This is a genomic window from Clostridium sp. AF37-5 (genome assembly GCF_003477605.1).
In the GTDB taxonomy this organism is placed as follows: Bacteria; Bacillota; Clostridia; order Lachnospirales; family Lachnospiraceae; genus Eubacterium_F.
In genome coordinates, this window is record NZ_QUDR01000011.1 from 1 (window position 1) to 23,283 (window position 23,283).

The window sequence follows — 23,283 nt, forward strand, 5'->3', positions numbered from 1 at the left end:
CCTAAGTAACAAGTTTAATTATTTCACTTGTCTACCTAGAAGGGAGCATATCATTTGACGGTCCCTTTTGTTTTGTCTTTTTCCTTACGATAATCTTGCAAGCAATTCTTTACTTAATTCCTCATAACCCGGTTTACCAAGCAGAGCAAACATGTTTTTCTTGTAACTCTCAACGCCTGGCTGATTAAATGGATTCACGCCAAGCAGATATCCACTGATACCGCAGGCATATTCAAAGAAGTAGAACAACTCACCAAGATAGAACTCGTTCTGCTCCGGAATACGAATCTGCAGATTTGGAACATTACCATCCGTATGAGCAAGCTGTGTTCCTTTCATCGCACTCTTATTTACAAAATCCAATGTTTTTCCGGCCAGATAATTCAAGCCGTCCAAATCATTTTCTTCTTTTTTCACGGTAAGGTCAAGTGCCGGTTTTTCCAGTTCCATTACGGTCTCATACATAATACGGGAACCGTCCTGAATAAACTGCCCCATTGAGTGAAGGTCGGTTGTCAAATCAACGGAAGCCGGGAAGATACCTTTCTGGTCTTTTCCTTCGCTCTCGCCATAAAGCTGCTTCCACCATTCACCTACATAATGGAAAATCGGTTCATAGTTTGCGAGTACCTCAACGGATTTGCCTTTACGGTACAAAAGGTTACGAACTGCTGCATATAAAATGGCATCGTTTTTCTCAATTGGTGTCTCTAAGCAAAGCTTACGCATGCTCTGTGCACCTTCCATAAGTTTTGTGATATCAGCACCGCTTGCTGCAATCGGAAGAAGACCAACAGCTGTTAATACGGAAAATCTTCCGCCTACATCATCCGGTACTACAAATGTTTCATATCCTTCTTCGGTTGCAAGACTCTTCAACGCACCTTTTGCTTTATCCGTCGTTGCATAAATTCGTTTTGCAGCCTCTTCTTTTCCATATTTATTCTCAAGAATCTCTTTCATCACGCGGAAAGCAATCGCAGGTTCCGTTGTGGTTCCCGATTTACTAATGACATTTACCGAGAAATCACGGTCGCCGATTGTCTCAATCAACTGTGCCAGATATGTACCACTGATATTATTACCTGCATAATAAATTTCCGGTGTCTTGCGTACAGACTTGTCCACACTGTTATAGAAGCAGTGTCTCAAAAATTCAATTGCTGCACGGGCACCCAGATAAGAACCACCAATACCAATTACAACCAATACATCTGAATCTGACTGAATCTTTTTCGCTGCTGCCTGAATCCGCTCAAACTCAGCCTTGTCATAATCTTCCGGCAAATCAATCCAGCCAAGGAAATCATTTCCTGCCCCGCTTTTTGACTCCAAAGTCTCTCTTGCCGCATGAACCGAAGCCATCATCAATTCCACTTCATCCTCACGGATAAATTTATCCGCTAACGAATAATCAAACGTAACATGTTTTCCCATCAAATTGTTCCTCCTGTTGTGTTATTAGTCTATTAATCCACTTACCATAAATTATACTCTTTCCATTTTCTCTCTGTCAACTACTAACCGAGATATTCTTGAATGACTTCACGTATCACACTCTCTTCCTCTTTGGTAAACGTAAGGTCTTCTGATGTTAATTTCTTAGGTTCCGTTTTTTTCTTCGAAAAATCCAAATCCACAACTTTCTGCTCCGGTGTCTCATCAAAATATTCTCTTTGATATTCACTTAGATGCTCTGCATGAAACAGTTCATTTTCAAGGCGGGGTTTGCAGATATTTTCCAGATAATCCGTAATATCAACCTGCAGCATGTCAAAAAGATTCGATGTATTTGCTATGTATTCGATGAGTAATAAAACTCCGGTTGCAAAAACACCTGCTAACAGCTGTGAAAAAACAATTGCCGCAGACATTCCCTGCATCATGGCAAAAATACCGCTTGCCATACTTCCCGCCATTACGATTACAAGACAGAACCCATTGATATTTTCCCACGTTTTCATATAAAGCCCCATCATGCGGTAGTGCCACAAATATTTCTTCACAAAAAGAGAAACATTGGGAACTCCCATTTTTAACTTATAGCAGGCATCGAATTTCATCACCATTGACTTCACAAGTTTATGTTTGGAATGTCCCATATCCTGTACCTCTCTAAGCATCGCCCGGTATTTGTGGCGAATGAGGCACTTAACTAACATTGATACAAGACACACAGCAGCAATACCTGCCACAACATACTGTTTTTGAATCCACTCTGTCATATTCATCTTCCTTTCCTGTTTGATAAGACAAGTATAACAATGGGATATTCTTCTGCCTAGAAGGATATCCCATCAAATTCAAAAATCGTATGACATTATTTTGGATTATCTGCCAATTTTCGGCATCATCCAACTATTTACAAGCTTTTTCAATAATATCTGCAACTTTCACAACAGCATCCTGCTGATTGCTTTGACTCATTGCCTGTTTATAAGTTTCCTTATTCTCATCAACCGATGTAATGGCTGCCAACAATTTTTCGCTCGTTAATTCTTCTTCTTTAATCACATAGCTAAAGCCCTGTTTTTCAAAAGAAGCCGCATTCAAAATCTGGTCACCGCGACTTGCTTCCAACGACAGCGGAATCAGAATGTTCGGTTTATGAAGGGCCAGCAATTCACAAATTGCATTTGCGCCGGCACGCGAAATCACCAAATCTGCTGCATCCAGCAAATCGCACAATTCTTTCTGAATATACTCAAACTGCACATAGCCTTCTGTCTGTTTCAGTGATTCATCCACTTTGTCTTTTCCACACAGATGAATGACCTGATATTTTTCTAATAACTTTGGCAAAATCTCCCGGACTGCCTCATTCACACGAACGGAGCCAAGACTTCCGCCAATTACAAGAATAACCGGTTTGTTTGCCGTAAATCCACAAAAATCCAGTCCTTTGAGACGGTTTCCGGAAAACAGCTCGCTTCGGATTGGCGTTCCTGTCAGATATGCTTTATCCTCCGGCAGATTGGCAATCGTTTCCGGAAAGTTTGCACAAATTGCCGTAGCGGACGGAATACAGAGACGATTGGCAAGTCCCGGTGAAATATCGGATTCATGCAGCACACATGGAACTTTTTGTCTGCTCGCTGCTTTTACAACCGGCACCGTTACAAAACCGCCCTTTGAAAAGATAACATCCGGTTTGATTTTCTTAATCAGTTTCTTTGCCTCTGAATATCCCTTCAAAATACGGAATGGGTCCGTAAAGTTTTTTACGTCAAAATAGCGGCGCAGTTTACCGGAAGAAATTCCATAGTACGGAATATCAAAGTTTCCAATCAATTCTTTTTCAATTCCTGTTTTGGAACCAATGTAATGAATCTCAAATCCTCTTTTTTTAAGCTCCGGAATCAACGCGATATTCGGCGTTACATGTCCGGCGGTGCCGCCGCCCGTCAAAATAATTCGTTTCATAGGAAAATCCTCTCCTTATAAATTTGCTTTAATTGCTTCTGCGATTTCCTGTAAATCAGCCGGTGTTTCACCCGGTTTCCAGCCAATGTTAATATGATCTGTGTCCCCCTCAAAACGAGGAATCACATGAACATGCAGATGGAATACGGTCTGTCCTGCTGCCTCTCCGTTATTCTGCAAAATATTTACTCCATCGCAGTGATAAGCCTCTTTCAAAGCTTTCGCAATTTTGCGGGCTACAATCAAAATCTTCGATGCCTCTTCATCCGGCAGTTCAAATATGTTTGCCGCATGCTTCTTCGGCAAAATAATAACATGACCTTTCGCAGCCGGATTCACATCTAGTATGGCACGAAACATATCATCCTCATACACAACCGATGATGGAATCTCATCCGCAAGAATCTTACAAAAAATACAATTATCCACACTCATCCTTCATTTCCTCCATGTTATATATTCTGAAACCGGAAAATGGTGTCAAAATTGCGCAGGATTTTGAAATTTCCCTGTGCCGATAACTCGCCGGACATAAATGCACTCTGGAAAGTTTTTGTGCCATCAAGCACCTGCTCGAAAACTGCGGTCTTCACTTTCGCTGTAACATCTGCCTGCTCCACCGTTCCTCGGTAACAATTCAGTTTTGAATCATTAATATCAATAATAAGAGAAGATTTTTCTTCCACTAAATCAATACGAAAAACTGCTTTTAGTCCTTCCATCGGGAAAAAGTGGCTTTTCAGACGCTCTACATAATCGTCTTCATCTTTTTCCTCACCAAGCATCCCTTTGAACAAACTTGCTAATTCCTCAATATCTTCTTTTTGTTTTTTTACATAGTTATCATTGGAAACATACTCTGATAACTGCTCGCTCTCCTGTGGCGTCAGGGAAAGATTGCTGGTTCTTAATACATTTCTCTTTACGGCAACGCTGCTGTTCGGGAAAGCAACCGCCTTTTTTGAAATCATGCGGTAAAAATTCTCTGTTTTCTTTTCAATCATTAGGCCAAACTGTGCATTCATTTCGAATTCCACATGATTATCTACATATGCACAGATACCTTCGCCCGGCACACCGCCAAGCATTTCCCATGCGCGAATCAGAGAATACTCTGCCTCTCTCTCCCCATACGTTGTCGCCATCACAACCGGCATCATATACATATGGGAAAGTTTTTCTTTGTCGCCATACAGCCAGCATGCATCCAAAAACTGATGCAGAAAACCGCCAAATCCAAACCACTCCAAAGAAGCCGCCAAAATCACACCGTCTGCCTCTTTTAACGTCTTTGGAAGTACGGTAATCGCACGCTTATCTTCATATAGATTATAGCGTTCCACAGTAACCCGCAATTCATCCAGCACTTTTGTAATTTTCTCTAACACATACAACGTCGGGTCGTCAATCAGACCTCGTCCACCATAATAAATATTAACTCTCATAAGAAACCTCCATTCGGATAAACCGCGTCATGCATAAACAAATGACAGCACCTGCTACAAAACCGCCAATATGGGCGGCATTATCTATCGTCGGATCCTGCATCCCGCTATACAGACTAATGGCAAGATACAAAATATATCGGGGTACTTCCGAAGACAACCTTCCCCGGTTCCCCACAACTAACATCACAAGCAGCGCACCCATCAAACCATATATGGCACCCGATGCACCACAAGATACACTTTCCTGTGCAATTGACAGATTGTACGCTAAGGAAACAATTCCCGCCAATATTCCAGACAAAAAATATAAAATTAAAAATCTTATTTTCCCTGTTACTTTCTCCAGTGAATAACCAAGTATCAAAAGAGAAATCATATTGTTAAACAGGTGATCAAATCCAAAATGAAGGAAAAAATGCGTAATAAGCCGGTAATATTCATGTCTCTGTACAATATACGGCTCATACACAGCGCCCATTTTTATCATATATTCGGCATCATAACTGGAACCATGAATTTCCACATACAGATACACCACAACATTAATCAAAATCAGCAAAAGCGTCATCACCGGAATGCGGTTTTTAGTCTCCATATTTTTCTCCCTGTTCTTCCTCTTTTTTAAACTTTATGCTATGATGAATTGTAACACAGAATGAAAGGTCGGTCAATCTGCCGAGGAAAGGATTTCTTATGAACATTCACATTCATGCGGATGCGCAGAATACTAAAAATATATTGACTCTGATTGAGGAGCAGGGATTTTCACTTCCCTGTAACTGCCACGGTGCCCATCGCTGTAATGGTGCGCGGTATTCCTTTGACTGCTCCCTGATTCCAAAGAAGCCAATGGATGTATCCCTTCCGGATACTTCTGACAAAATTCAAAGTGTCTCCTTAGAAAAAATGGAAACATCCGACGGCACTGCCGACACCCTTTTAATTGACCTTGGTACAACAACGATTGCCATGGCGTTTATTGATAAAGAGTCCGGTGCTCTGCGCCAGTGTAAAACTTCCGCAAATCCACAAGCTCATTTTGGTTCAGATGTCATTTCCCGAATTCAGGCTGCGACGCATGGAAATCTTTCCGATTTAACGGATTGCATCCGTAAACATATAAAAAAGGAAACCGCCCTCCTCTGCCAGATGACACATAATGACATTTCTGCCATTCGCTTCTGTTATATCGGCGGAAACACCACCATGATACATTTGCTGTTTGGCTATGACTGTACAAGCCTTGGTCACAGCCCTTTTACGATCAAGGTACCTTCCCCGGAACCACTTTCCATTGGAAACTGCACCGTCTACACCGCCCCTTGGATTTCTGCCTTTGTCGGCGGCGATATTACCGCAGGGCTTCTTTCCTGCCATTTACCGTCATCCGGTGAAAATGCTTTGTTTCTTGATTTGGGAACCAACGGTGAGATGGTTCTTAACCACAAGCGAAAACTCTATACCGCTGCAACTGCGGCAGGTCCCGCCTTTGAGGGAAACGGCCTCTCCTGTGGATGTCCCGGCATTTCGGGGGCTATTTCACATGTCGTTTTGAGAAATCTTTTCCCTTCCCTTACGACAATAAACAATGCCCATCCAATCGGAATCTGCGGTTCCGGTGCCATCAGCCTGTGTGCCGAATTACTTCGTAAACACTATGTGACAAGTGACGGTGTTCTAACTGAAAAATTTAAGACAGACGGTATTGTTTTGTCAAAAAGTCCTGATGGAAAATCAATCACCTTCCTTCCCGAAGATTTACGCAGTATCCAGCTCGCCATTGCTGCCATTGCTGCCGGTATCGATATTCTCCTAGCGGAATCCGGTGTATCAAAAAAGGAATCGTTCACACTATATCTTGGCGGCGGTTTTGGATTCCATCTGTCAATTGAAGACTGTCAGTGCATCGGCTTGTTTTCAGACCTTTGCATTTCTGAAATAAAAGTAATGGGAAACACTTGTCTTCAGGGATTGTATCAATGGGCTGTCTATGAACGGACACCGGCGATTCAAAACGACTGCGTCCCTTTGAATTTAGGGGAACACCCGGATTTTCAGAAAACCTATCTGCACCACATGACTTTTCCGGACATCCGCTAATTTTGTGTCGTTATTTTAAGTGATTTCCACCACATACTCGCCAGTCCCAAACCGCAGGATATCTCCGTCCTTTACCTTTGTTTTCTGCCACGGAACTAATCGTGTATCATTATAAAAAGTTCCCTGCCCGGACTCTTCATCCAGCAGATATACCACATCTCCTTCCCGGACAAACTGTGCATGAATGGCACTCACTCCTTTGGCGCACAGCACGCCATCGACCCGTTCTCTCTCACTTCCTATCAAAAACGGAAAATGCGAAAGCGGAACCGGTTCTTCTTTTCCCTGACAGGGAATCAAACAGACCGATAGCAAATCCGTCTCATCCCAAGAAGCAACAATCTCCTTTTGCGGCCACAATTTCCAAGCCCCATATACAGAAACGCCAAGAAAAAATATAAATGCTCCGGCTGCTTTTACCCAGTCTGTTCCACCGGAAACCGCCAGTCGAAACCATCCGCCTGCATACAAAACAACCGGCACCAGAACTCCTAAAATTAAAACTCCAATCGGAACCGCATGCCGCAAAACTTCTGTGTCCATCTGCCCTTTTTTAAACGGTAAAAATTCTTTATCCGGAGTTGACTTTGCCTGATAAATCAAAGAATCTTTTTTCTCTTCCTCTTTTGCAAAATCTGTTTCCACATGGGAATCCGAATCCATATATTCCCGCAAAGCAACAAGTGTCATCCCTTCTTCAAGAAACCTTTTGTGCAGTCCATACACGAAAAATGCCAGTTCAGTATCCTTTTGATTCATATGGTCAATTATAAACTCGGCAACTGCCGCATAAGCAGTCATTCCATAACAGTCATTCCCCGGATAATATATGCCATACACTTCTTCCGAATGTTTATCCACAAAAATACAATCCGGCAGTATCCTCACATCATTTCCATCCAGTAAATATGACTCTAACCGTTCCGGCAGGGATAACAAACATTCCATAACCTTTTTCACTTTATGTTTTCCTATACCATCCTTTTCCAGATATTGTTTCAAATTCAACTTACCGGTCACATCATACACATATTGTTTTTTCTCATCCACCCATTCAATCTCCATCGGCACAAAACCGGGAATCGTCTGATAAGAAAACATTTTATCCCCGACATTTTCCAAATCATCTCCCTCAATTTTTAAATAGGTTCTCATGCCCTCCTGAACAAATTCCTGCTTCATTTTCCCCCTCCTTTTCCTTTCAGCAAATCATAATCCCACTTCATTTCCATGGGACGAATCAGTTCCTTTGTAAATACAAAATTCTGCCCGGTTTCCCTCGTTACAAAAAGTGCCTTTATTTCGGATAAAGAAATCGGCAGTGAATACCGGACATCCGCACGCACAGATGCTATCTTTTTGGTAAGTGACAGCTGATTGATTTTCATTAAAAATAATTTCTCATTGAGCAGACGACAAAGATTATTTTCTTCTTTTTCAGAAACGGACAATTCTCCCCGCTCACTGCCACATTCTATCCGGTTTCCAATTTCAGAGCCTAATATCATGCGGTCATGGATATAAAAACTGCTGTACAGAAGCGCCAGTATGACCCATATCGTAATGCAGCCGACAAACACCGCCTCTACCGTATAACTTGCTTCTTTCATAAAACCATCACCACCCCGTAAGCGATTGCCGTAAAAGGAACAAACGGAATCCGTTTCTTTTTCCCTACTTTACGGAAAACAAGGAGAAACACCGAAACAATAGCAGAAAAAAACAAACTTAATGTCAAAAGTTCTATGTTGCCAAAAAAGCCAAGCGTTACTCCTGTCATCAGATAAACAAGGGCATCTCCTTCTCCGACGGCACCCCTTGTCGCTTTGCTCATCAAATATAAAAAAACACCCACTGCCACTCCCGGCATCCACTTCCAAAAATCGCCATCTACCACTCTCGCCAGCACTATGACAAGAATACCAATCACGCCGGGAAGTACCGGAATCTTTTGAAGTCTATGGTCAATTACCGCCATCACGGATAAATAAATACCGGTGATTAAAAAAATAAATACATTCATCTTATCACTTCTCCTTTCCGCCACATTTGCTGCACGGCGCACGGTTTCCCACCTGCGAAAGCATAATTTCCCGAATTGTCCGCTTAAGCCCACTGCATGTTCGCGATTTATGGTAACGGTCTCCGTAAATGGTGATGTAAACTTCCTCTCCATCCTGCGGCGTTATGCCATGGCAGCATCTTTCGCATATCTTATACTTTCCGCCACTGCTGTTTCTAAGATTCACTAAATCACGATACAAAACTTTCGATATCGTAAGTTTTAAATAACTGCAATCCAACGAGCGGTGATAAACTGTTCCGGTCTCCGTTAGATAAACAACACAGTCTTTTTCATTTTCCTTTTCCCGCCGCTCCACACCGGTAAAAGCCCTTGTATGTACGCGCTGGCGAAATTGGCAACTGCCCAGAGAAAAAATAGAAAATGGTGTTTTCACCCGGAAACCGGCAATCAAATCGATCTCATCATTTTCTTTTAAAAGACGGGATTGAAAAAAAGTAATTTTCCCCGCCGAACCTTCTAAATACAAACTCATTTTCGCTAAATAATACGCCTGGCTTTTTATCGTATTACTTTTTGACATGCCATACTCTGCGGCGGCTTCTTTTGCCACCCGCGAAAGCGCAGACTGTACCTCATCCTGACACCGGATCATCTGCCCCAGATAACCAATTAAAATCATAGCAAACAGAAATACAGGTAAACAAATTGACGCTTCTACCGTCATAGAGCCATTTTCTTTTTTCTTCACATTCCATCCTCCCCATACATAAACTCGAGGCGAGAAAGGGTATCCTATTGTTACACGGTTTTCATTATAATAATGTTTTATATTTTTGTTTTAGGTAAAATTTGGTTCATTCCTCAATTAAATTTTTCATAGAATACCCTTTCTCGCCTCGATTCTTTTTTTAATACCCCGCACAGATTTCAACATTGATGCGGCAGTTTTTCACATCTCGTCCAAGGACGCTTTCAAGAGGTGCCATACGAAAGAAATGACCGGGGAATAAAAAACCGCCACATACTTTCATTTCGTAAACACAGCTACCCAGTTTAAATCCCTTGTAACCGTTTTTTTGCATTGTATTCTGAATCAAATCCATCACACGGTATCTTCTCGTACTCTGTTTTGTCATTGCCAGAAACATCATCAGATACTGCTGATAACCGAAACTGCTTTTTTTACTCTTCGGAAATCTTTTTGCTCTTTTTTGCAGTGAATCATGATTCATCAAAACAATTTCCGTAAAATTTGTTACAAACCTTTTCGGCGTTTTCCAAAGTGGCACATCTCTTCCATCCAAAAGAGCCGCAACATCCGTTAAGCTTTCCGATATACTCCACGTAATAAGAATTAACGTCTGCGTCAATGTAATTAACGGAGCAAGCCCGGTAAACCCAACCGCCGCAATGGCGGCTGCTCGAGCCTCACCTCGTCTTTTGGAGTCACTCTCAAGCGCCACAAAATTTGTTACTGTCCGAATCAGCAAAATACGATTTAGCACAGATTCCAGATTTTCCTCATCCGATGCCTTTCCGGCAGCCAGATATTCAAGTCCGTAATCTAATGCCTGTTTCCACTTGGCGTCCGTTTTTTCTCCGTATGCCAAAAACTTATGTTGTATGTACTCATCGAGGCAAAATTCATCCATCCCATAATCTGCCATGTCACCAAGAATCCCTGTAAGCGACACCGTATCACTCGAGATAAAATCCGATATTCTCTTTTCGTAATCTTCCTTATCTTTTTCCTGTTCTTTGTAATACTCAGCAAAAGAATCCGGCGACTGAATGGACTTTTTCGACAACTTGGACGGCGACTTTACAACAAGAGAAAGAATCCCTTTTGAAAAAGAACCCTCCAAAGAATCTTTTGGATTTTCGCCTCCCCCATCTTCTTCCACTCCGGTATAATCAAAAACAATGGATGAAGTATCATAATCCTGCCACAGCTTTTCCAGCCGTTTTTTACAGTTTTTAACACTATCCTTTTGCAGTATTTCTTCCGTTTTTGTAAGAATATCCAGGTTTGTCTTAAGTACCGGAAGAGCAGCAATCACACGCGAAATGGTATCATCTTTTGACGCTGACCCATTTTTTAGTTTCTCACCAATTTTCTGTGCCTGTTTAATACGTCCTTTAACCTTCGATACCTTTGCCAAAAACTTTAGCTTATTTTTTATATTCCAATCTTTCGTTGATTGATCCAGATTTTTCTTCATCTGTTTCCACACGGCGCCTTCAGTGACACCAAAATTCTGCCCCTTGCACTCTCCGGTAACGAACATCTTTACAAATTCCTGCTCGCAGATTATCGTACCGCCCGCCACCGTAATGCCATCCACCAACCGCATCAACTCAAGTAAATCCGTATAACATTCTGCAGCCTTTTTTTGATTTTCCACCGTCGTCTCGATATTTTTTGCGGACTTTTCCACTTTTTTCAAATCGTTTGATGAATGTAACACCTTTTGTAACTGTTCCTTCGTGACAACACGTCCCATGTAAGAGCGAATCTGCTTTTGCAGTGCCTCTGCGTGATTATCCCCCAGATACACTTTGTTTTTCACCTGAATGTCATCAATTCCGCCATCTAAAAAATCCATTTCACCTTTGTCCGCCGCGGAAATTGTATCTCCTGCATAACGCCCAATCACCTGCTCATATGGGGTACCGCCTTTCTCAATAAAAAACAATCCGTAATGCTCATAGAGTGGTCTATTGTACTCGGATAAAAGCCCTTCTGCTCCTGTCCGCAGTGTTCTCGCCGCATGGTTTTTACATACCGTATAGCGTGCCGTTTCCAACAGTGTGCCAAACAAGGCAAAAACCAAGAGAAAAACCAACGAGAGAAACACCGTGATGGAGCCCGTCAGCCTACGCAAGAATTTTCCCCGTATCTCTGGTAAAATTCGTAAACGCCTTCGTTACAACACTGGTAATTTTCGTTTTGAATATCAGCACTAAAGCAATCAAAATTACCAGAATCAAAATAATTTCAACAACACCAATCGCATCCTCTTCTAAAAAATAATTTTTCATTACATTTCTCATAGCTGTACCTTCCTTTCCATCCGCCGGCACTCACATTGTCATAAATGCCGGAACCATAATAATTCCCATAACAATCAATAACATCAACATCATCGGGAAAAGCAGTCTCGTACCTGCCTTTTCCCCCAGCTGCAGTGCGTGTTCTTTGCGCCTTTCTAAAGAATCCATCGCCTCCGTCTCTAAAATTGCGAGCATTCCTTCCGCTCCCTTTTTCATATTCTGCGTAATCAGAGAACAAAATCGCAAATACTGCTGTAACAGACAGCGCCTGCCAAAACACTCCACTGCTTTCGTCTCCGATACGCCATCGTGCATCTGACGCATCGCAACACCAAGTTCCTCATACACATACCTTTTTTTACCTCCCCTTTGGCACTTTTTCTCATACTCGCTAACCAGTCGTTCAATCACTTTTCTCACGCTTAACCCGGCACCTAAAAGCAGCATAAACTGATTTACCACCGCCGGATGGTCAAGTAAGAGCTGCTCCCTGCGAAGCGTCTGCTCCTTCTTTTGCTGCATTCTCCAAAATACCGGCAGGCAAATTATCAGAGCAAGAACCAGATACACAAGTGCATAACTTTTTTCGTCCGACTTCAAAATATAGCGCACCTTCTTACCGTCAATGGTTTCCGGCAGTTTTACAACTTCTTTTTCTGCCTGCTCTTCCATTTGCTTTGCCACTGCCTGTTCCACATTTTTCTCCCACAAACTCTTTTCACTCCACTTGACAGGCGCAATGTGAATGGGAAATGAATATATTTTCTTCCAGTTTTTCCATGAAGCCTCTGCCGTCACCTCCGTATCGACACCAGACTTTGGAATCTGCTCTTTGCAAAGGCTTCCATCTTCATTTAAATAAGTGTCTTCTACCGTCCAGTGAATCTCCATCTGCGTAGAGGGCATGGAATCCGGCAAATGCAGCGGTTTATCCACATGCTGAAGCGATTGATTTTCTCCCAGAAGTTCAGACTCCAGATACTTCTTTGTCTTGCCATCCAGATTTTCCTTCTCCTTCTCCGTAAAATCGCGGTCTGACACGATAAGTTCTAACTCCTTCTTCCAGAGTTTCTGTCCATCATTACTCTCAGCCGTAACCGCCAAAGACTGCTCTTGTTCCTGCCGTCTCACCACATAGCCATCCAAAATTTCCTGCGTATCTGACGGCTGAAATAAACAATACAAAAAACTGAGTAATAGAGCGGCCATTAACACCCCTGCTGTTTTTATCCTTTTTGTCCAAATCCGCTTCTCAACTTCTTCGGTCGGTTCTCTCACATAAATGCTTCTGGCATACTCCCTCGTAGACGAAAACATGCCAAACCAGTCTTTTTTAATTTTCATGATTTTCTACCTCCTAACATTCAATTTTCATCAAGTGTCTGCTCCATGCTGCGGCACCCAAATACACAAAAAATGCACCGGTCATAAAAAGCCGTCCAAAAAATCCCTCATATAAAGGATCCAAAAAACCGGGAGAACAAATCTGCAAATACAGGATAATAAAAAGGGGAATCGCCGTCATACAATTAGCTTCCATCTTTTTTCCGGCAATCATCGTTTGAATTTCTCTCTGTATCTCCATCTTCTCGCTGATATTCTGTGCCGTCCGCTTCATCACTTTTACCAAATTCCCTCCGCTTTTTCTTGCCGTCGCATAAATTTGTGCGAAAGTGATAATATCTTCCACACCACTTTTTGATGCGAATGCGGACAACACTTCATCCAATGGCTGATGCAGAGAAATTTTTTGCTGTATGTCCCAAAGTTCTCTCATCATCCTCGTATCCTCCGAATGCAGCAACTTCATATCGCGATACGCTTCTGTGATGGCGTTTTCCATAGAGTATCCTGCTGCCAGTGCAGAAACCATGCTATCCATTGCCTCCTTAAATTCCACCATCAACTGCCACTTCTCCTGCTCCTTTTGAACTTTTATCCGGTATCTTACATAACAAACGCTTCCTAAAACCGCACCCAAAAAACACAATGCTGCCTGGCGGTAAAATAAAAACAGCAGGAAAAAACTTCCGATAAACCCAACTGCCATTGTTTTCAAATACCACTTTCGTTCTCTCATCCATTTCACAAAATCACCCCTGCTCTCTCCGCTTTTTCTGTTGTCGAAAAAACGGTCTTTGTCCTCACAAGATGCCCCTTCACCCTTCCATTCATTTCCCCCTGTTCCTCAAAAACAAATAACGGATGAAGTTCTATCTTACCGTCCACCACACTTCCTACCTCGCTGATTTCCAGCACACGCCGCGACTTATCTCTAAGTCTCCCAAGATGAATCATAATATCAATCCCGGAAGCAATCTGCTGTCGAATCGCTGCCAACGGAATTTCTAAACCCATCAGAAAGAGCGTCTCCAAACGATTCAGCATATCTTTCGGACTGTTTGCATGACCGGTAGACAAGCTTCCGTCATGTCCGGTATTCATCGCTGTCAACAAATCAATTGCCGCAGAATCTCGAATCTCCCCAACAATAATCCGGTCGGGACGCATACGCAATGCACTCTTAACCAAATCGCGGATGGTAACTTCATTCTTCCCCTCTACATTGCGGTTTCTGGCTTCCAGACGAACCAGATTTGCGATGTTTTGAATCTGCAATTCCGCAGAATCCTCAATCGTAATCACACGCTCTTCTTTCGGAATGAAATTAGACAGCACATTTAAAAATGTGGTTTTTCCGGCACCGGTTCCTCCGGAAATAAAAATATTGTATTTGGCAATCACAAGCTTCTGTAAAAACTCACATGCCTCCTTTGTCAACGCACCAAGAGAAAGAAGTTTCTCCATCGTCATTGCTTCTTTTGGAAACTTACGAATGGTAATCACCGGTCCTTCCAGTGCAATCGGCGGCACAACAATATTTACGCGGGAACCATCTTCCAAACGGGCATCCAAAATCGGGTTTGACTCATTCACAATGCGGTTTCCCCGGGAAGCAATCTGCTGAACAATGTTTTCCAGCCTCGTTTGATGCTCAAACGAAAGTCCCGTCTCATACAAACGCCCCGCCTGCTCAACGAAAATGTGATGCGGTCCGTTTACCATAATTTCCGTAATCGTCTCATCCTCTAACACATCCTGCAAAACATCCATGCGGCGAATTGAATTAAAGACCATGTGGCGCAGTTTTCGCTTTTCTTCCAGCCGGATATACTCATCCGGAAAAAGCTCCGTTATCGTCCGGTCAATCATCGCCTGCAGGGTTTCATCCTCAAGTTCTGCACCGGGTGGAACCTCCTCCAGTACCCGTTCCCGAATTACCATCCGTCTTTCATTCCATATCTTCCCATACACATCCATCCTCCGGGCCTCCTTCTTTTTCCAGTAAGTGCTCCATACGTGACATCAACTGATTATTTTGTGACCACTCGACAAGTGGCAGAGTGCAAAGATTTTCCCGCCAGTTTTGTATCTCTTCCCATTCCGGAATAAACTCAGCAAGTGCTAATAAATCATTCTTTTTCTCCATCTCACAATAATGCAAAAAAACCTTCTTACGCACATCACCGAAACCATCTCTTTTATCTACAACAAACAGCCTGTCGGCACACACCATAAACTCCATCAAAGACTCCGACAAAGCCCCCATCTCGACAACCAGCGAATCATATTCACCTATTGTCAAGAGCCTCTCAAATAACTTTTTCAAGTCTTCGATTCCACAGTCTAACAAATCCTTATAATGGGCAAACGGAGTCAGCATATCAGCACTGCCAAACGGATAAACATACTGCGGTAACTGCGCTGAAAACAACTTCTCCGATGGACACAAAAGAAGCTCGCCAATATCTCTTTTTTGCCAATGCGGATCTTTCGAAAATTCACCGTCAAAATATACCGGAAATCCGCTTAAGCTGACAAACAGACACCGCCCTTTTGTCCCCAGATACTGTGCCGTCATCACCGCAGGCTCCGTAACAATCATTCCCTCCGGCGAAAAAAACATAATCACACCTTTTTGTATTTTTTTCTGTTCTTCCAAAGGCCTATAACCAAGAATTTTCAATAAATCCTCGTAAATGCCCTCGGCACGCTGATACTGTAAAATCTTCTTCTGCTGCCTGTCATCTGCCTTTCCTAACAGAATCACCTCTTTTTTTGCCTCTGCATAAAGTCCCTCATCATCGGTCAAAACAACAATCCGCTGGTTCTCTGTCTCCGTCCGCCACATCACTCGTTCTCTCTCTGTCATTAACTCCAATCGTATCTGTTTATTCTTTTTCCTTGTCAAAAAGCGGAGCAGCCGCCTTCCATAATCTGCCTGCAAAAAATATAAAAGTATTATCGTTTCTTTCATCCGAATCCTCCTTTTTCCGTTGCCTTCCATTTACATAAAAGGGCACTTTCCCTAAAATATCTCCCATAAGGCAGCGATGGATATGGCAATACAAAAAGGAATGACACCATCTTCACCATCTCGTCTCATGTCATAATAGGGATTTTTATTTCGTGTTTTTTTATCACTTTTTATAAATTGAAATAAATAGCGAAACCGGCGAAACATATTCTTCCGCCAAATCATCTTAAACAGCGCCATAATGGCACCAACAAAAATAGAATAAACAAGGATACGGAGTGCAGCCCTAAAACCAAGGAATGCTCCTATAACAGAAATTAATTTACTATCGGATGCCCCGAATACGTGGCAAACGTAAAATATAAAACTGACAGAAAACGGAATGATTATCCCTGCAAGCCAGAAAGAAATCCCGCCTGCCGATATCCTGTCCAGATGGCCGATAAGGCTTATCACAAGAGCGGCAAAACATAGTGCATTCGGCACACGGTACTGCCATAAATCGAAGAGGGATGCCGGTACGAGAACAAGAAAAATCAACTCGTAAACTAAGGTCATCACTCACCTCCTATCTGTGATGTGCTACAAATTTAACACGCCACATACCTCCTTGTCAACAACTTTCGAAAGCGTTTTACGACACAAGATAATATGCATAACCTTTCCATTTTTTGACTATACTGTTACTAAATATTTGTGATTTTTCATCGTAAAGGAGAGTGTGAAATGAAGAATAAAAAAAATCCTGCATGCCAGACAAAAGCCGAGCTTATGCAGGAAATTGAGGCCTTACAACAGGCGCTTGAAACCGCCCATTCCAATTTTGAAAATGTATGTGACCCGGATTTAATTGACAGCTATATCTATGAAATCAATGCGCTGTCTTTCCGTTATAAATATTTACTGCGCCAAGTGCAGAGTATTCAGACAAACGCCGAATTTACGCCTCAAATCCGCGATTTGCATCAGCCCCGCTATCAATCGTCTCATTGAGCGTTCCACGCCCATATGTGAGGCCGGCATAAATTGTCTGCACGTTTTTCATAACGGCTTCGGAGTCATCCTGTTTTGCAACTTCTTTAAAAGAAGGAAGAAGTGCTTCAAAAATATCCGTTGCATGATTTAACTGCTCCGGGTCTCTGTTTGCGATGCCCTGACAAAGTTCCCGGTACGCAAACACATATAACTGGCGAAGATAATGGGAAATCTCATACTGCAAATCTAAACTTGCCATCAACTCCGCAATCATACTGCGCGCACGTTCAATTTCATGGCGCGCCGCTTCAATTTCTCCCTGTTTTAAATATTTTTTTCCCTCTTCTATACTGGCAAGTGTTGCCTCATAAATAATCACAACAAGTTCACTTCGGTTTGCCTGTGTCACACGCGCTGCATATTCCTGTAACCGTTCTTTTTCCATGCCATCTTCCTCCTATTCGCGGGATTTTTTTATCCCTGAAGAATCTGTAAAATCGTCTGTGGCTGGTTGTTCGCCTGTGCTAACATCGAAGTACCTGCCTGTACCAACACGCTGTACTGTGTATATTTTGTCATTTCTTCCGACATATCCACATCTTCAATACGAGAGCATGCCTCCGTCAAGTTCTGTGAAGTCTCATCAAGACTTGATATTGCAGAATCCAAGCGATTCTGGTAAGCACCAAGTTTAGCACGAATGGAAGAAACCTGCTGAATCGCATCATCAAAAGCTGAAATTGAGGAAGAAGCTCCTGCCACGGTACATACGTTACAGTTTTCAATATCCAGCGTTTTTGTATTCACACAAGGAATCGAAATGTTAATGCTCTGTCCCTCATTAGCTCCAATTTGGATTGCAACATAACCGGCATCCAACATGGTAACGGTAGCGTCTGAACCGGCTTTCGCATTTGAAATATCAAATAACATGCGGAATCCGTCGCGGTCCGACACTTCCATCTGTCCACCATTGATAAATACTGTTGCCGTATTTGAAAATCCGGAAGTAGTATCAAGTGTTACTTTTGCATCGGTACCCTCTGTAGTCTGCACACCGTTAATACCAAGTTTCTGTGCCAGATTTGCATTATCCGTTGTGATATTTAACTTCTGGGATGCACCGTAAATAACTGAGGTAAAGGAAAGATTTGTCGCCGCAGCCAGTTCACACTCCACACCGGCGGCATTTACCGGAACCACATCGACATTCATCATTTCACAGTAATCACGAATGTTTGCATAAACATCTTCAAAAGTCTGACCTTCCTTAATATCAATCACTTCACCATTAATCTGAATCTGTCCTGCAGTCGCCTTATCAACTACATCTGTTGGTGCAAATCCAAGTGCACCTGTTTTTGCAGTTGCCTGTGTTGCCTCTGATACAATCTTAAATTTATAACCGGTTAATGCCACATCATCACTGGCATCAATCAATTTCACACCAACATTGTTGGATGAGGACTGACGGCAGCAGGAACCATCTAACACACTCATCGTATTATACTCAGTATCTTTTGACAAACGGTCGATTTCCGCCATCAAAGAATCAATCTCATTTTGCAGTGCCTGTTTATCTTCAATCGTTGTCACACTGCCGTTTGCCGCCTGTACCGAAAGTTCACGGCAGCGCTGTAACATATTTTCAATCTCAGAGAGAACACCTTCTGTCGTCTGAATAAAAGAAACACCATCTGAACCGTTTTTGGACGCTCTCTGAAGTCCTCGAATCTGTGCGTGCATTTTCTGGGAAATTGCCATTCCTGCCGCATCATCTGCCGCTTTTGTAATCCGGTAGCCGGAAGATAATTTGTTTGTACTTGCTGTCAACTGTGACTGTACACTGTTCAAGTTAAAATTTGCGCGAAGCGCCGAAATATTTGTATTAATTTTCATTGTCATCGTCCTTTCTGTTCATGGTTACCACAAATAATCTGGCAATCCGGTACAAATCCTGATTTTTTGCACCTTCTTTTTTATTTCCTACGGAAAGAGACGTCCTTTGCCCCGTAATCAGGGTATTACCATCCATTGTAAAACCAATCTCTTCCAATTCCTTTTCAAATGCATCCATGCGCTCTTGGCAGGAGGAAACACTCGTTTCATCCTCTACGGTAACAAAGCCGTTTACCTTTTTCTCTTTTACCTTAAAACTAGCCTGCAACCTGCCAAATTCCTTAGAATTCATAGCAATCTCAATACTGCCCTTTTCTTTTTCCACGCCTTCCCTAATTGTAATATTGCAAGTCGTAATTCCAAATTCCGTCAATATCGGCACTTCATAAACCTGACAGCGGCGCATTGCGCCATGGAATGTAAACAAGCGGGACATCTGATTCTGCCATGTAATTTCATCATATGTTATATCGTCTGATTCCCGTCTTTCCACTAGTTCTTTTTGCATGTTTTCTTCAATTTCTGTAAATACATCATCCAAAGAGTCCGGCTCTTCCATCGCATCAAGAACCGCATCGGTATCCTCTTCTTTCCACAAATCACGCCATTTACCGGCACCCATCTGCCGAAACTCCTGCACCAGTGAAAGATTGGAAAGTGTCGCCGGTAAATCCAGCGCCTCTAAGAAATTTATCACCTCTGACTCACTCTTTGCAGCCGCCTCACGCACAGAGCGCACTTCATTCTCATAAAAGGTATTTTCCTCTGCAATTGCTGCCTCTTCACACCGCTCCAATAATGCCTCTGCTGAAATTTCCTCATTTCCACCCATTGCCTCTTTTAATACCTGTGGTGACAATTTTTCCGTTAAATCTGCCGCAATATTTTGTCCATATGCCGCATAAATCTGCTCGGAAATGGAATTTTTCGAAGCGATTACTTCTTTTTCCATGCCAAACGAATCATCCACCGAGACATCCATTCCGGCTTTTTTTCGTGTGCGGACTGCCGACAGAAGGGAAGAAAGCGATAATTCTTTTCCCTCATTTAATACCTGAGCGGCTGCCGCTCCGTCACTTTTTTCAATCTGGTGAAGAAGGCGGTAAACGCCAATCATCGTTTCACGCTCATCTTCCGTAAGACCATCCGTGTGGTCCATCTTCCACAAATACTTTCGGAAAGAAATATCTTCTATATCATTTTGGGCTAAAATCTCATTCACATCATTCTGCAATTCGTCTAATGTCTTTTCTAACGGATTCTCGCCCTTGCGTATGAGCTCACAGACAACTTCCGGTTTCATACTTTTCATCAGCGTCGTAACACGCTCGTCATACTCTTTAACAGAAACCAGATTTTCCTCGGTTAAAGGCATCTGATTATAAGCAAGAGCGCGAACCGCCCGCTCATTTCTCGCTGTTGTCTCGAAACCTGCTTCCTCAAGCAGCGTATCGATATTGGAAAATGCTTTTGTGAGCGAATCCCCTAAATCTCTGCGGACTTCTGTTCCCACCGACTCATAACGATTTTCTACCATATCAAACGAAGCGGTGAACGCCTCTGCCTTAGAAGACAGGGAAGAAAGTGTATCCTCTACTCCCTGAGTAAATGCATATCCCATAAACTCAACCGGTGCAGACAACACTTGTTTTACCGCCTGAGAAGTTTCTTTCAGCGTATTGATATTTTCTTCTGTCACCGGCAAATCCGCATTGAAAAGTTCCGACTGATAAGCCTCTTTTTCCGCTGCTCTAAGTTTCTCAACCACATCTTCCAATTTCGTGACATCAATTGAAATTCCTTTTTCTGACATCGTGCGGATGGCATCCGCCGTCATCGTAAGCTGGGTTTCCGCCAATCTTCTCTTAAAACGAACAGCCTCTGCCACCGATAATTTCACTAAATTCGCTTTTTCCGGCTGCACACCTTCCGCCATCTGGTCGGCAATTCGTGCCGCCAAAACCGAATCTTTAGTTTCTTTTAATTCTTTTACCTGCGAAGAAAGTGCCACATTTTCTGCCGTTACCGGTAAATCTTCTTCATACAGCCACTTCGCTGCTGCCATGTTTTCGTCATCTGCTTCCATCCCGCTCTCTTCTAAGCGGCTGCGAACCTGATTCTCCACAAGTGAAAAATCATTTTCCTCGGACGATGGATTCTCTTCACCTTCCACGGCCCCATGAACACCGGCATTAACACTTTCCGGTGTAAGAATTGTATTTTCATTGTCAATAAAAAACTTCATCGCAGCGTCCGAAAAAGAGCGGATTTCCGATGCCATATCTACGGCATGCGAAAGCTTCGCCACATTTTCTTCCGTCACCGGCAGGTCACTGTCCAATAACCGGTCAATCACAGCGTCCGGGACGTTACCGTCCACGGCTAACTGAGCGGCATTTTTACTTACCGCCTCATCTTTTTCCCGCTGTTTTGACACTTCACGCTCGACAGCCTCCTGCTTCTCATGACGTTCTTTCTTAATTCTTGTGACCGCCCGCTCAAGCTGAGATGAAGTATATTCTTCTAACGGTGTCCCATCTTCCGAAACCGCTTTTGCATCTTTCCCGGTCATACAGCGGCTGATAAAATCTGCCGGTGACATCTGCGCATCGTCTAAAGGCACCATATTTTGTTTCTGTAATTGTTTTGCTTCTGCTTCCGTATACACAATGTGGTGTTTCCCCGCCTCTTGTACGGAACAATCCATTGTCGCTCCCACCTGAATCTGGGAGATGCCGCCATCCTTGGCGTCTTGTACAGACACGTTTTTTTTCTCCATTCTTTCCGCGTCATCAAAGGTAAGGGAAATCCGATTGGTCGAAATATCCATAGATTTCACGCTCACTTTCTAAATCCTTATACTTATATCTCGGACAATCCGGCGGAAATCTTTAGTATCTCTTCCTAATTTGCCTGATACTCTTCTAACAGACTTTTATCCAGTTTAATTCGGTTATCCATCGTTTTCATGACATCGGCAATTTCAACCGTCTGTTTCACGGATGGATCCGACAAATCGTACAAATTATTATTACGGAAATCAAGGACAGTCGGCTCGAAAATATTTTCCTCATTTCCTGTGATAACCAATCCTTTTTCTCCATTTGACAATTCAACACATACACCCGGATACAAAATAGAAATACCATGAATCAAAGCATTTACTATTTTCTTATTGTAACGCTCCTCATCCGCAAGAAGTTCTCGCACCGCTTTCACTTCCGAAGTCGGCTCCTCAAAAGACTTCATTGCTGTCATACGGTCATACGCATCTGCCACATAGAGGATATTTGCATTCACGCTCTCTTTTAACCCTGCCGGAATTTCTGCATCGCTCTCTCTTGTATAAAGCTCCTGCATCTGGGTAATGAGGCGCAGAACTTCCTCATCCAAATCACCATATTGGTCTAATGTCTCCTGTGTGTTTTTCTTAACAACTTCTTTCGTGCCATCATCTAAATCTTCCGCATCCGGTAACTGCTGTAATTTCAGTGCACCGATATCATGCAGAATAGCAGACTTCACAAGGAGATTAATCCGTCCAACCGGGAAGCCCATCTGACCGGCAATAATGGCGGACAAAATAGCAACATTCAAAACATGTTTATAAATATAATCTTCACTGCTTCGCAGACTCTGCACAAAATTAATCTTATGGTTTAAGTCTCCATAATTCTTTATGATAAGACTGCACAGCCAGTCAAGTCCTTTGTCTTTTTTTCCGGAATCAATCAAATCCAAATCTTCGCGGATACTAAAAACCGCCATCGTCTGAAAACGCTCAAAGTTAATATCATCCTCCGACATCGGCGGAACCGGTTCTGCCGGTTCAAGTATGTACAGACCTAAAAGCCTAAAATTTTTAATTCCGTAAATCGCCTGCATCGTAAGTTTTGTATCACGGTCATACAACAAAACTCCATTTTTATTGTAGATTGGTTTTCCTAAGCGCATTCCGGGCTTGAGTTCATCTACTTTCACAAATAACATGCTGCTACCTCCTCGACTTAATTTTTTCACATTTTTTTCGTATACTTATC

Annotated in this window: 23 protein-coding genes; 2 read left to right on the top strand and 21 right to left on the bottom strand. The window is 42.7% G+C overall.

The window, feature by feature from the left end:
• Window positions 1-84 precede the first annotated feature (84 nt).
• From DW019_RS08230 to DW019_RS08255, 6 genes are all read right to left on the bottom strand, one after another.
• Entirely contained in the window at window positions 85-1,437 is a 1,353-nt protein-coding gene (locus tag DW019_RS08230) for a glucose-6-phosphate isomerase (RefSeq protein WP_117478174.1), read from the bottom strand.
• 83 nt (window positions 1,438-1,520) lie between these two features.
• Complete coding sequence (locus DW019_RS08235) at window positions 1,521-2,225, bottom strand: hypothetical protein (RefSeq protein ID WP_118443082.1); 705 nt, start codon at window positions 2,223-2,225, stop codon at window positions 1,521-1,523.
• Window positions 2,226-2,358: 133 nt separating this feature from the next.
• Window positions 2,359-3,423 (bottom strand): undecaprenyldiphospho-muramoylpentapeptide beta-N-acetylglucosaminyltransferase, encoded by a 1,065-nt coding sequence (locus tag DW019_RS08240; RefSeq protein WP_022377805.1) that lies wholly within the window; start codon window positions 3,421-3,423, stop codon window positions 2,359-2,361.
• A gap of 15 nt (window positions 3,424-3,438) precedes the next feature.
• The gene (locus tag DW019_RS08245) at window positions 3,439-3,858 is read right to left on the bottom strand and encodes an HIT family protein (RefSeq protein WP_182431076.1); all 420 of its coding nucleotides are present in this window, start codon (window positions 3,856-3,858) and stop codon (window positions 3,439-3,441) included.
• Between the two features lie 17 nt (window positions 3,859-3,875).
• Window positions 3,876-4,868: an SCP2 sterol-binding domain-containing protein gene (locus tag DW019_RS08250; RefSeq protein ID WP_022377803.1), complete on the bottom strand. Its 993-nt coding sequence runs from the start codon at window positions 4,866-4,868 to the stop codon at window positions 3,876-3,878.
• On the bottom strand, window positions 4,858-5,466 hold the full coding sequence (locus DW019_RS08255; RefSeq protein WP_118443083.1) for a rhomboid family intramembrane serine protease: 609 nt from the start codon (window positions 5,464-5,466) through the stop codon (window positions 4,858-4,860). The genes DW019_RS08250 and DW019_RS08255 overlap by 11 nt, the downstream gene beginning before the upstream one ends.
• A gap of 98 nt (window positions 5,467-5,564) precedes the next feature.
• Here DW019_RS08255 and DW019_RS08260 point away from each other — a divergent pair, with 98 nt between their 5' ends.
• On the top strand, window positions 5,565-6,971 hold the full coding sequence (locus tag DW019_RS08260; protein ID WP_118443084.1) for an ASKHA domain-containing protein: 1,407 nt from the start codon (window positions 5,565-5,567) through the stop codon (window positions 6,969-6,971).
• A gap of 15 nt (window positions 6,972-6,986) precedes the next feature.
• Here DW019_RS08260 and DW019_RS08265 read toward each other — a convergent pair whose 3' ends face one another.
• From DW019_RS08265 to DW019_RS08315, 11 genes are all read right to left on the bottom strand, one after another.
• Complete coding sequence (locus DW019_RS08265; RefSeq protein WP_022377800.1) at window positions 6,987-8,153, bottom strand: DUF6382 domain-containing protein; 1,167 nt, start codon at window positions 8,151-8,153, stop codon at window positions 6,987-6,989.
• The gene (locus tag DW019_RS08270) at window positions 8,150-8,581 is read right to left on the bottom strand and encodes a hypothetical protein (RefSeq protein ID WP_118443085.1); all 432 of its coding nucleotides are present in this window, start codon (window positions 8,579-8,581) and stop codon (window positions 8,150-8,152) included. Before DW019_RS08270 ends, DW019_RS08265 begins: the two co-directional genes overlap by 4 nt.
• Window positions 8,578-8,994: a prepilin peptidase gene (locus tag DW019_RS08275; protein ID WP_022377798.1), complete on the bottom strand. Its 417-nt coding sequence runs from the start codon at window positions 8,992-8,994 to the stop codon at window positions 8,578-8,580. The genes DW019_RS08270 and DW019_RS08275 overlap by 4 nt, the downstream gene beginning before the upstream one ends.
• 4 nt (window positions 8,995-8,998) lie before the next feature.
• Window positions 8,999-9,745 carry a TadE family protein gene (locus tag DW019_RS08280; protein ID WP_118443086.1) on the bottom strand — a complete coding sequence of 249 codons (747 nt, stop codon included), beginning with the start codon at window positions 9,743-9,745 and terminating at the stop codon, window positions 8,999-9,001.
• Window positions 9,746-9,905: 160 nt separating this feature from the next.
• On the bottom strand, window positions 9,906-11,882 hold the full coding sequence (locus DW019_RS08285; RefSeq protein ID WP_118443087.1) for a DUF5702 domain-containing protein: 1,977 nt from the start codon (window positions 11,880-11,882) through the stop codon (window positions 9,906-9,908).
• The gene (locus DW019_RS08290) at window positions 11,875-12,051 is read right to left on the bottom strand and encodes a Flp1 family type IVb pilin (RefSeq protein ID WP_117478181.1); all 177 of its coding nucleotides are present in this window, start codon (window positions 12,049-12,051) and stop codon (window positions 11,875-11,877) included. The genes DW019_RS08285 and DW019_RS08290 overlap by 8 nt, the downstream gene beginning before the upstream one ends.
• A gap of 30 nt (window positions 12,052-12,081) precedes the next feature.
• Window positions 12,082-13,395 carry a hypothetical protein gene (locus tag DW019_RS08295; RefSeq protein WP_117478182.1) on the bottom strand — a complete coding sequence of 438 codons (1,314 nt, stop codon included), beginning with the start codon at window positions 13,393-13,395 and terminating at the stop codon, window positions 12,082-12,084.
• Between the two features lie 13 nt (window positions 13,396-13,408).
• The gene (locus tag DW019_RS08300; RefSeq protein WP_242989352.1) at window positions 13,409-14,131 is read right to left on the bottom strand and encodes a type II secretion system F family protein; all 723 of its coding nucleotides are present in this window, start codon (window positions 14,129-14,131) and stop codon (window positions 13,409-13,411) included.
• Window positions 14,132-14,136: 5 nt separating this feature from the next.
• The gene (locus DW019_RS08305; RefSeq protein WP_242989349.1) at window positions 14,137-15,372 is read right to left on the bottom strand and encodes a CpaF family protein; all 1,236 of its coding nucleotides are present in this window, start codon (window positions 15,370-15,372) and stop codon (window positions 14,137-14,139) included.
• Window positions 15,344-16,369, bottom strand: coding sequence for a hypothetical protein (locus DW019_RS08310; RefSeq protein WP_117478184.1), 1,026 nt, complete (start codon window positions 16,367-16,369; stop codon window positions 15,344-15,346). Before DW019_RS08310 ends, DW019_RS08305 begins: the two co-directional genes overlap by 29 nt.
• A gap of 51 nt (window positions 16,370-16,420) precedes the next feature.
• On the bottom strand, window positions 16,421-16,927 hold the full coding sequence (locus tag DW019_RS08315) for a prepilin peptidase (protein WP_117478185.1): 507 nt from the start codon (window positions 16,925-16,927) through the stop codon (window positions 16,421-16,423).
• Window positions 16,928-17,095: 168 nt separating this feature from the next.
• Here DW019_RS08315 and DW019_RS08320 point away from each other — a divergent pair, with 168 nt between their 5' ends.
• Entirely contained in the window at window positions 17,096-17,362 is a 267-nt protein-coding gene (locus tag DW019_RS08320) for a YaaL family protein (protein ID WP_117478186.1), read from the top strand.
• On the opposite strand, the gene DW019_RS08325 is transcribed toward DW019_RS08320, so the two are convergent.
• The 4 genes from DW019_RS08325 to DW019_RS08340 form a co-directional block, all read right to left on the bottom strand.
• Window positions 17,310-17,789: a flagellar protein FliS gene (locus tag DW019_RS08325; protein ID WP_118443088.1), complete on the bottom strand. Its 480-nt coding sequence runs from the start codon at window positions 17,787-17,789 to the stop codon at window positions 17,310-17,312. The genes DW019_RS08320 and DW019_RS08325 overlap by 53 nt on opposite strands.
• Before the next feature lie 29 nt (window positions 17,790-17,818).
• On the bottom strand, window positions 17,819-19,243 hold the full coding sequence (locus tag DW019_RS08330; RefSeq protein WP_181974926.1) for a flagellin: 1,425 nt from the start codon (window positions 19,241-19,243) through the stop codon (window positions 17,819-17,821).
• Window positions 19,233-22,007 carry a DUF6240 domain-containing protein gene (locus DW019_RS08335; protein WP_147353017.1) on the bottom strand — a complete coding sequence of 925 codons (2,775 nt, stop codon included), beginning with the start codon at window positions 22,005-22,007 and terminating at the stop codon, window positions 19,233-19,235. Before DW019_RS08335 ends, DW019_RS08330 begins: the two co-directional genes overlap by 11 nt.
• A gap of 140 nt (window positions 22,008-22,147) precedes the next feature.
• Entirely contained in the window at window positions 22,148-23,233 is a 1,086-nt protein-coding gene (locus DW019_RS08340; RefSeq protein ID WP_118443090.1) for an HD domain-containing protein, read from the bottom strand.
• Window positions 23,234-23,283 lie beyond the last annotated feature (50 nt).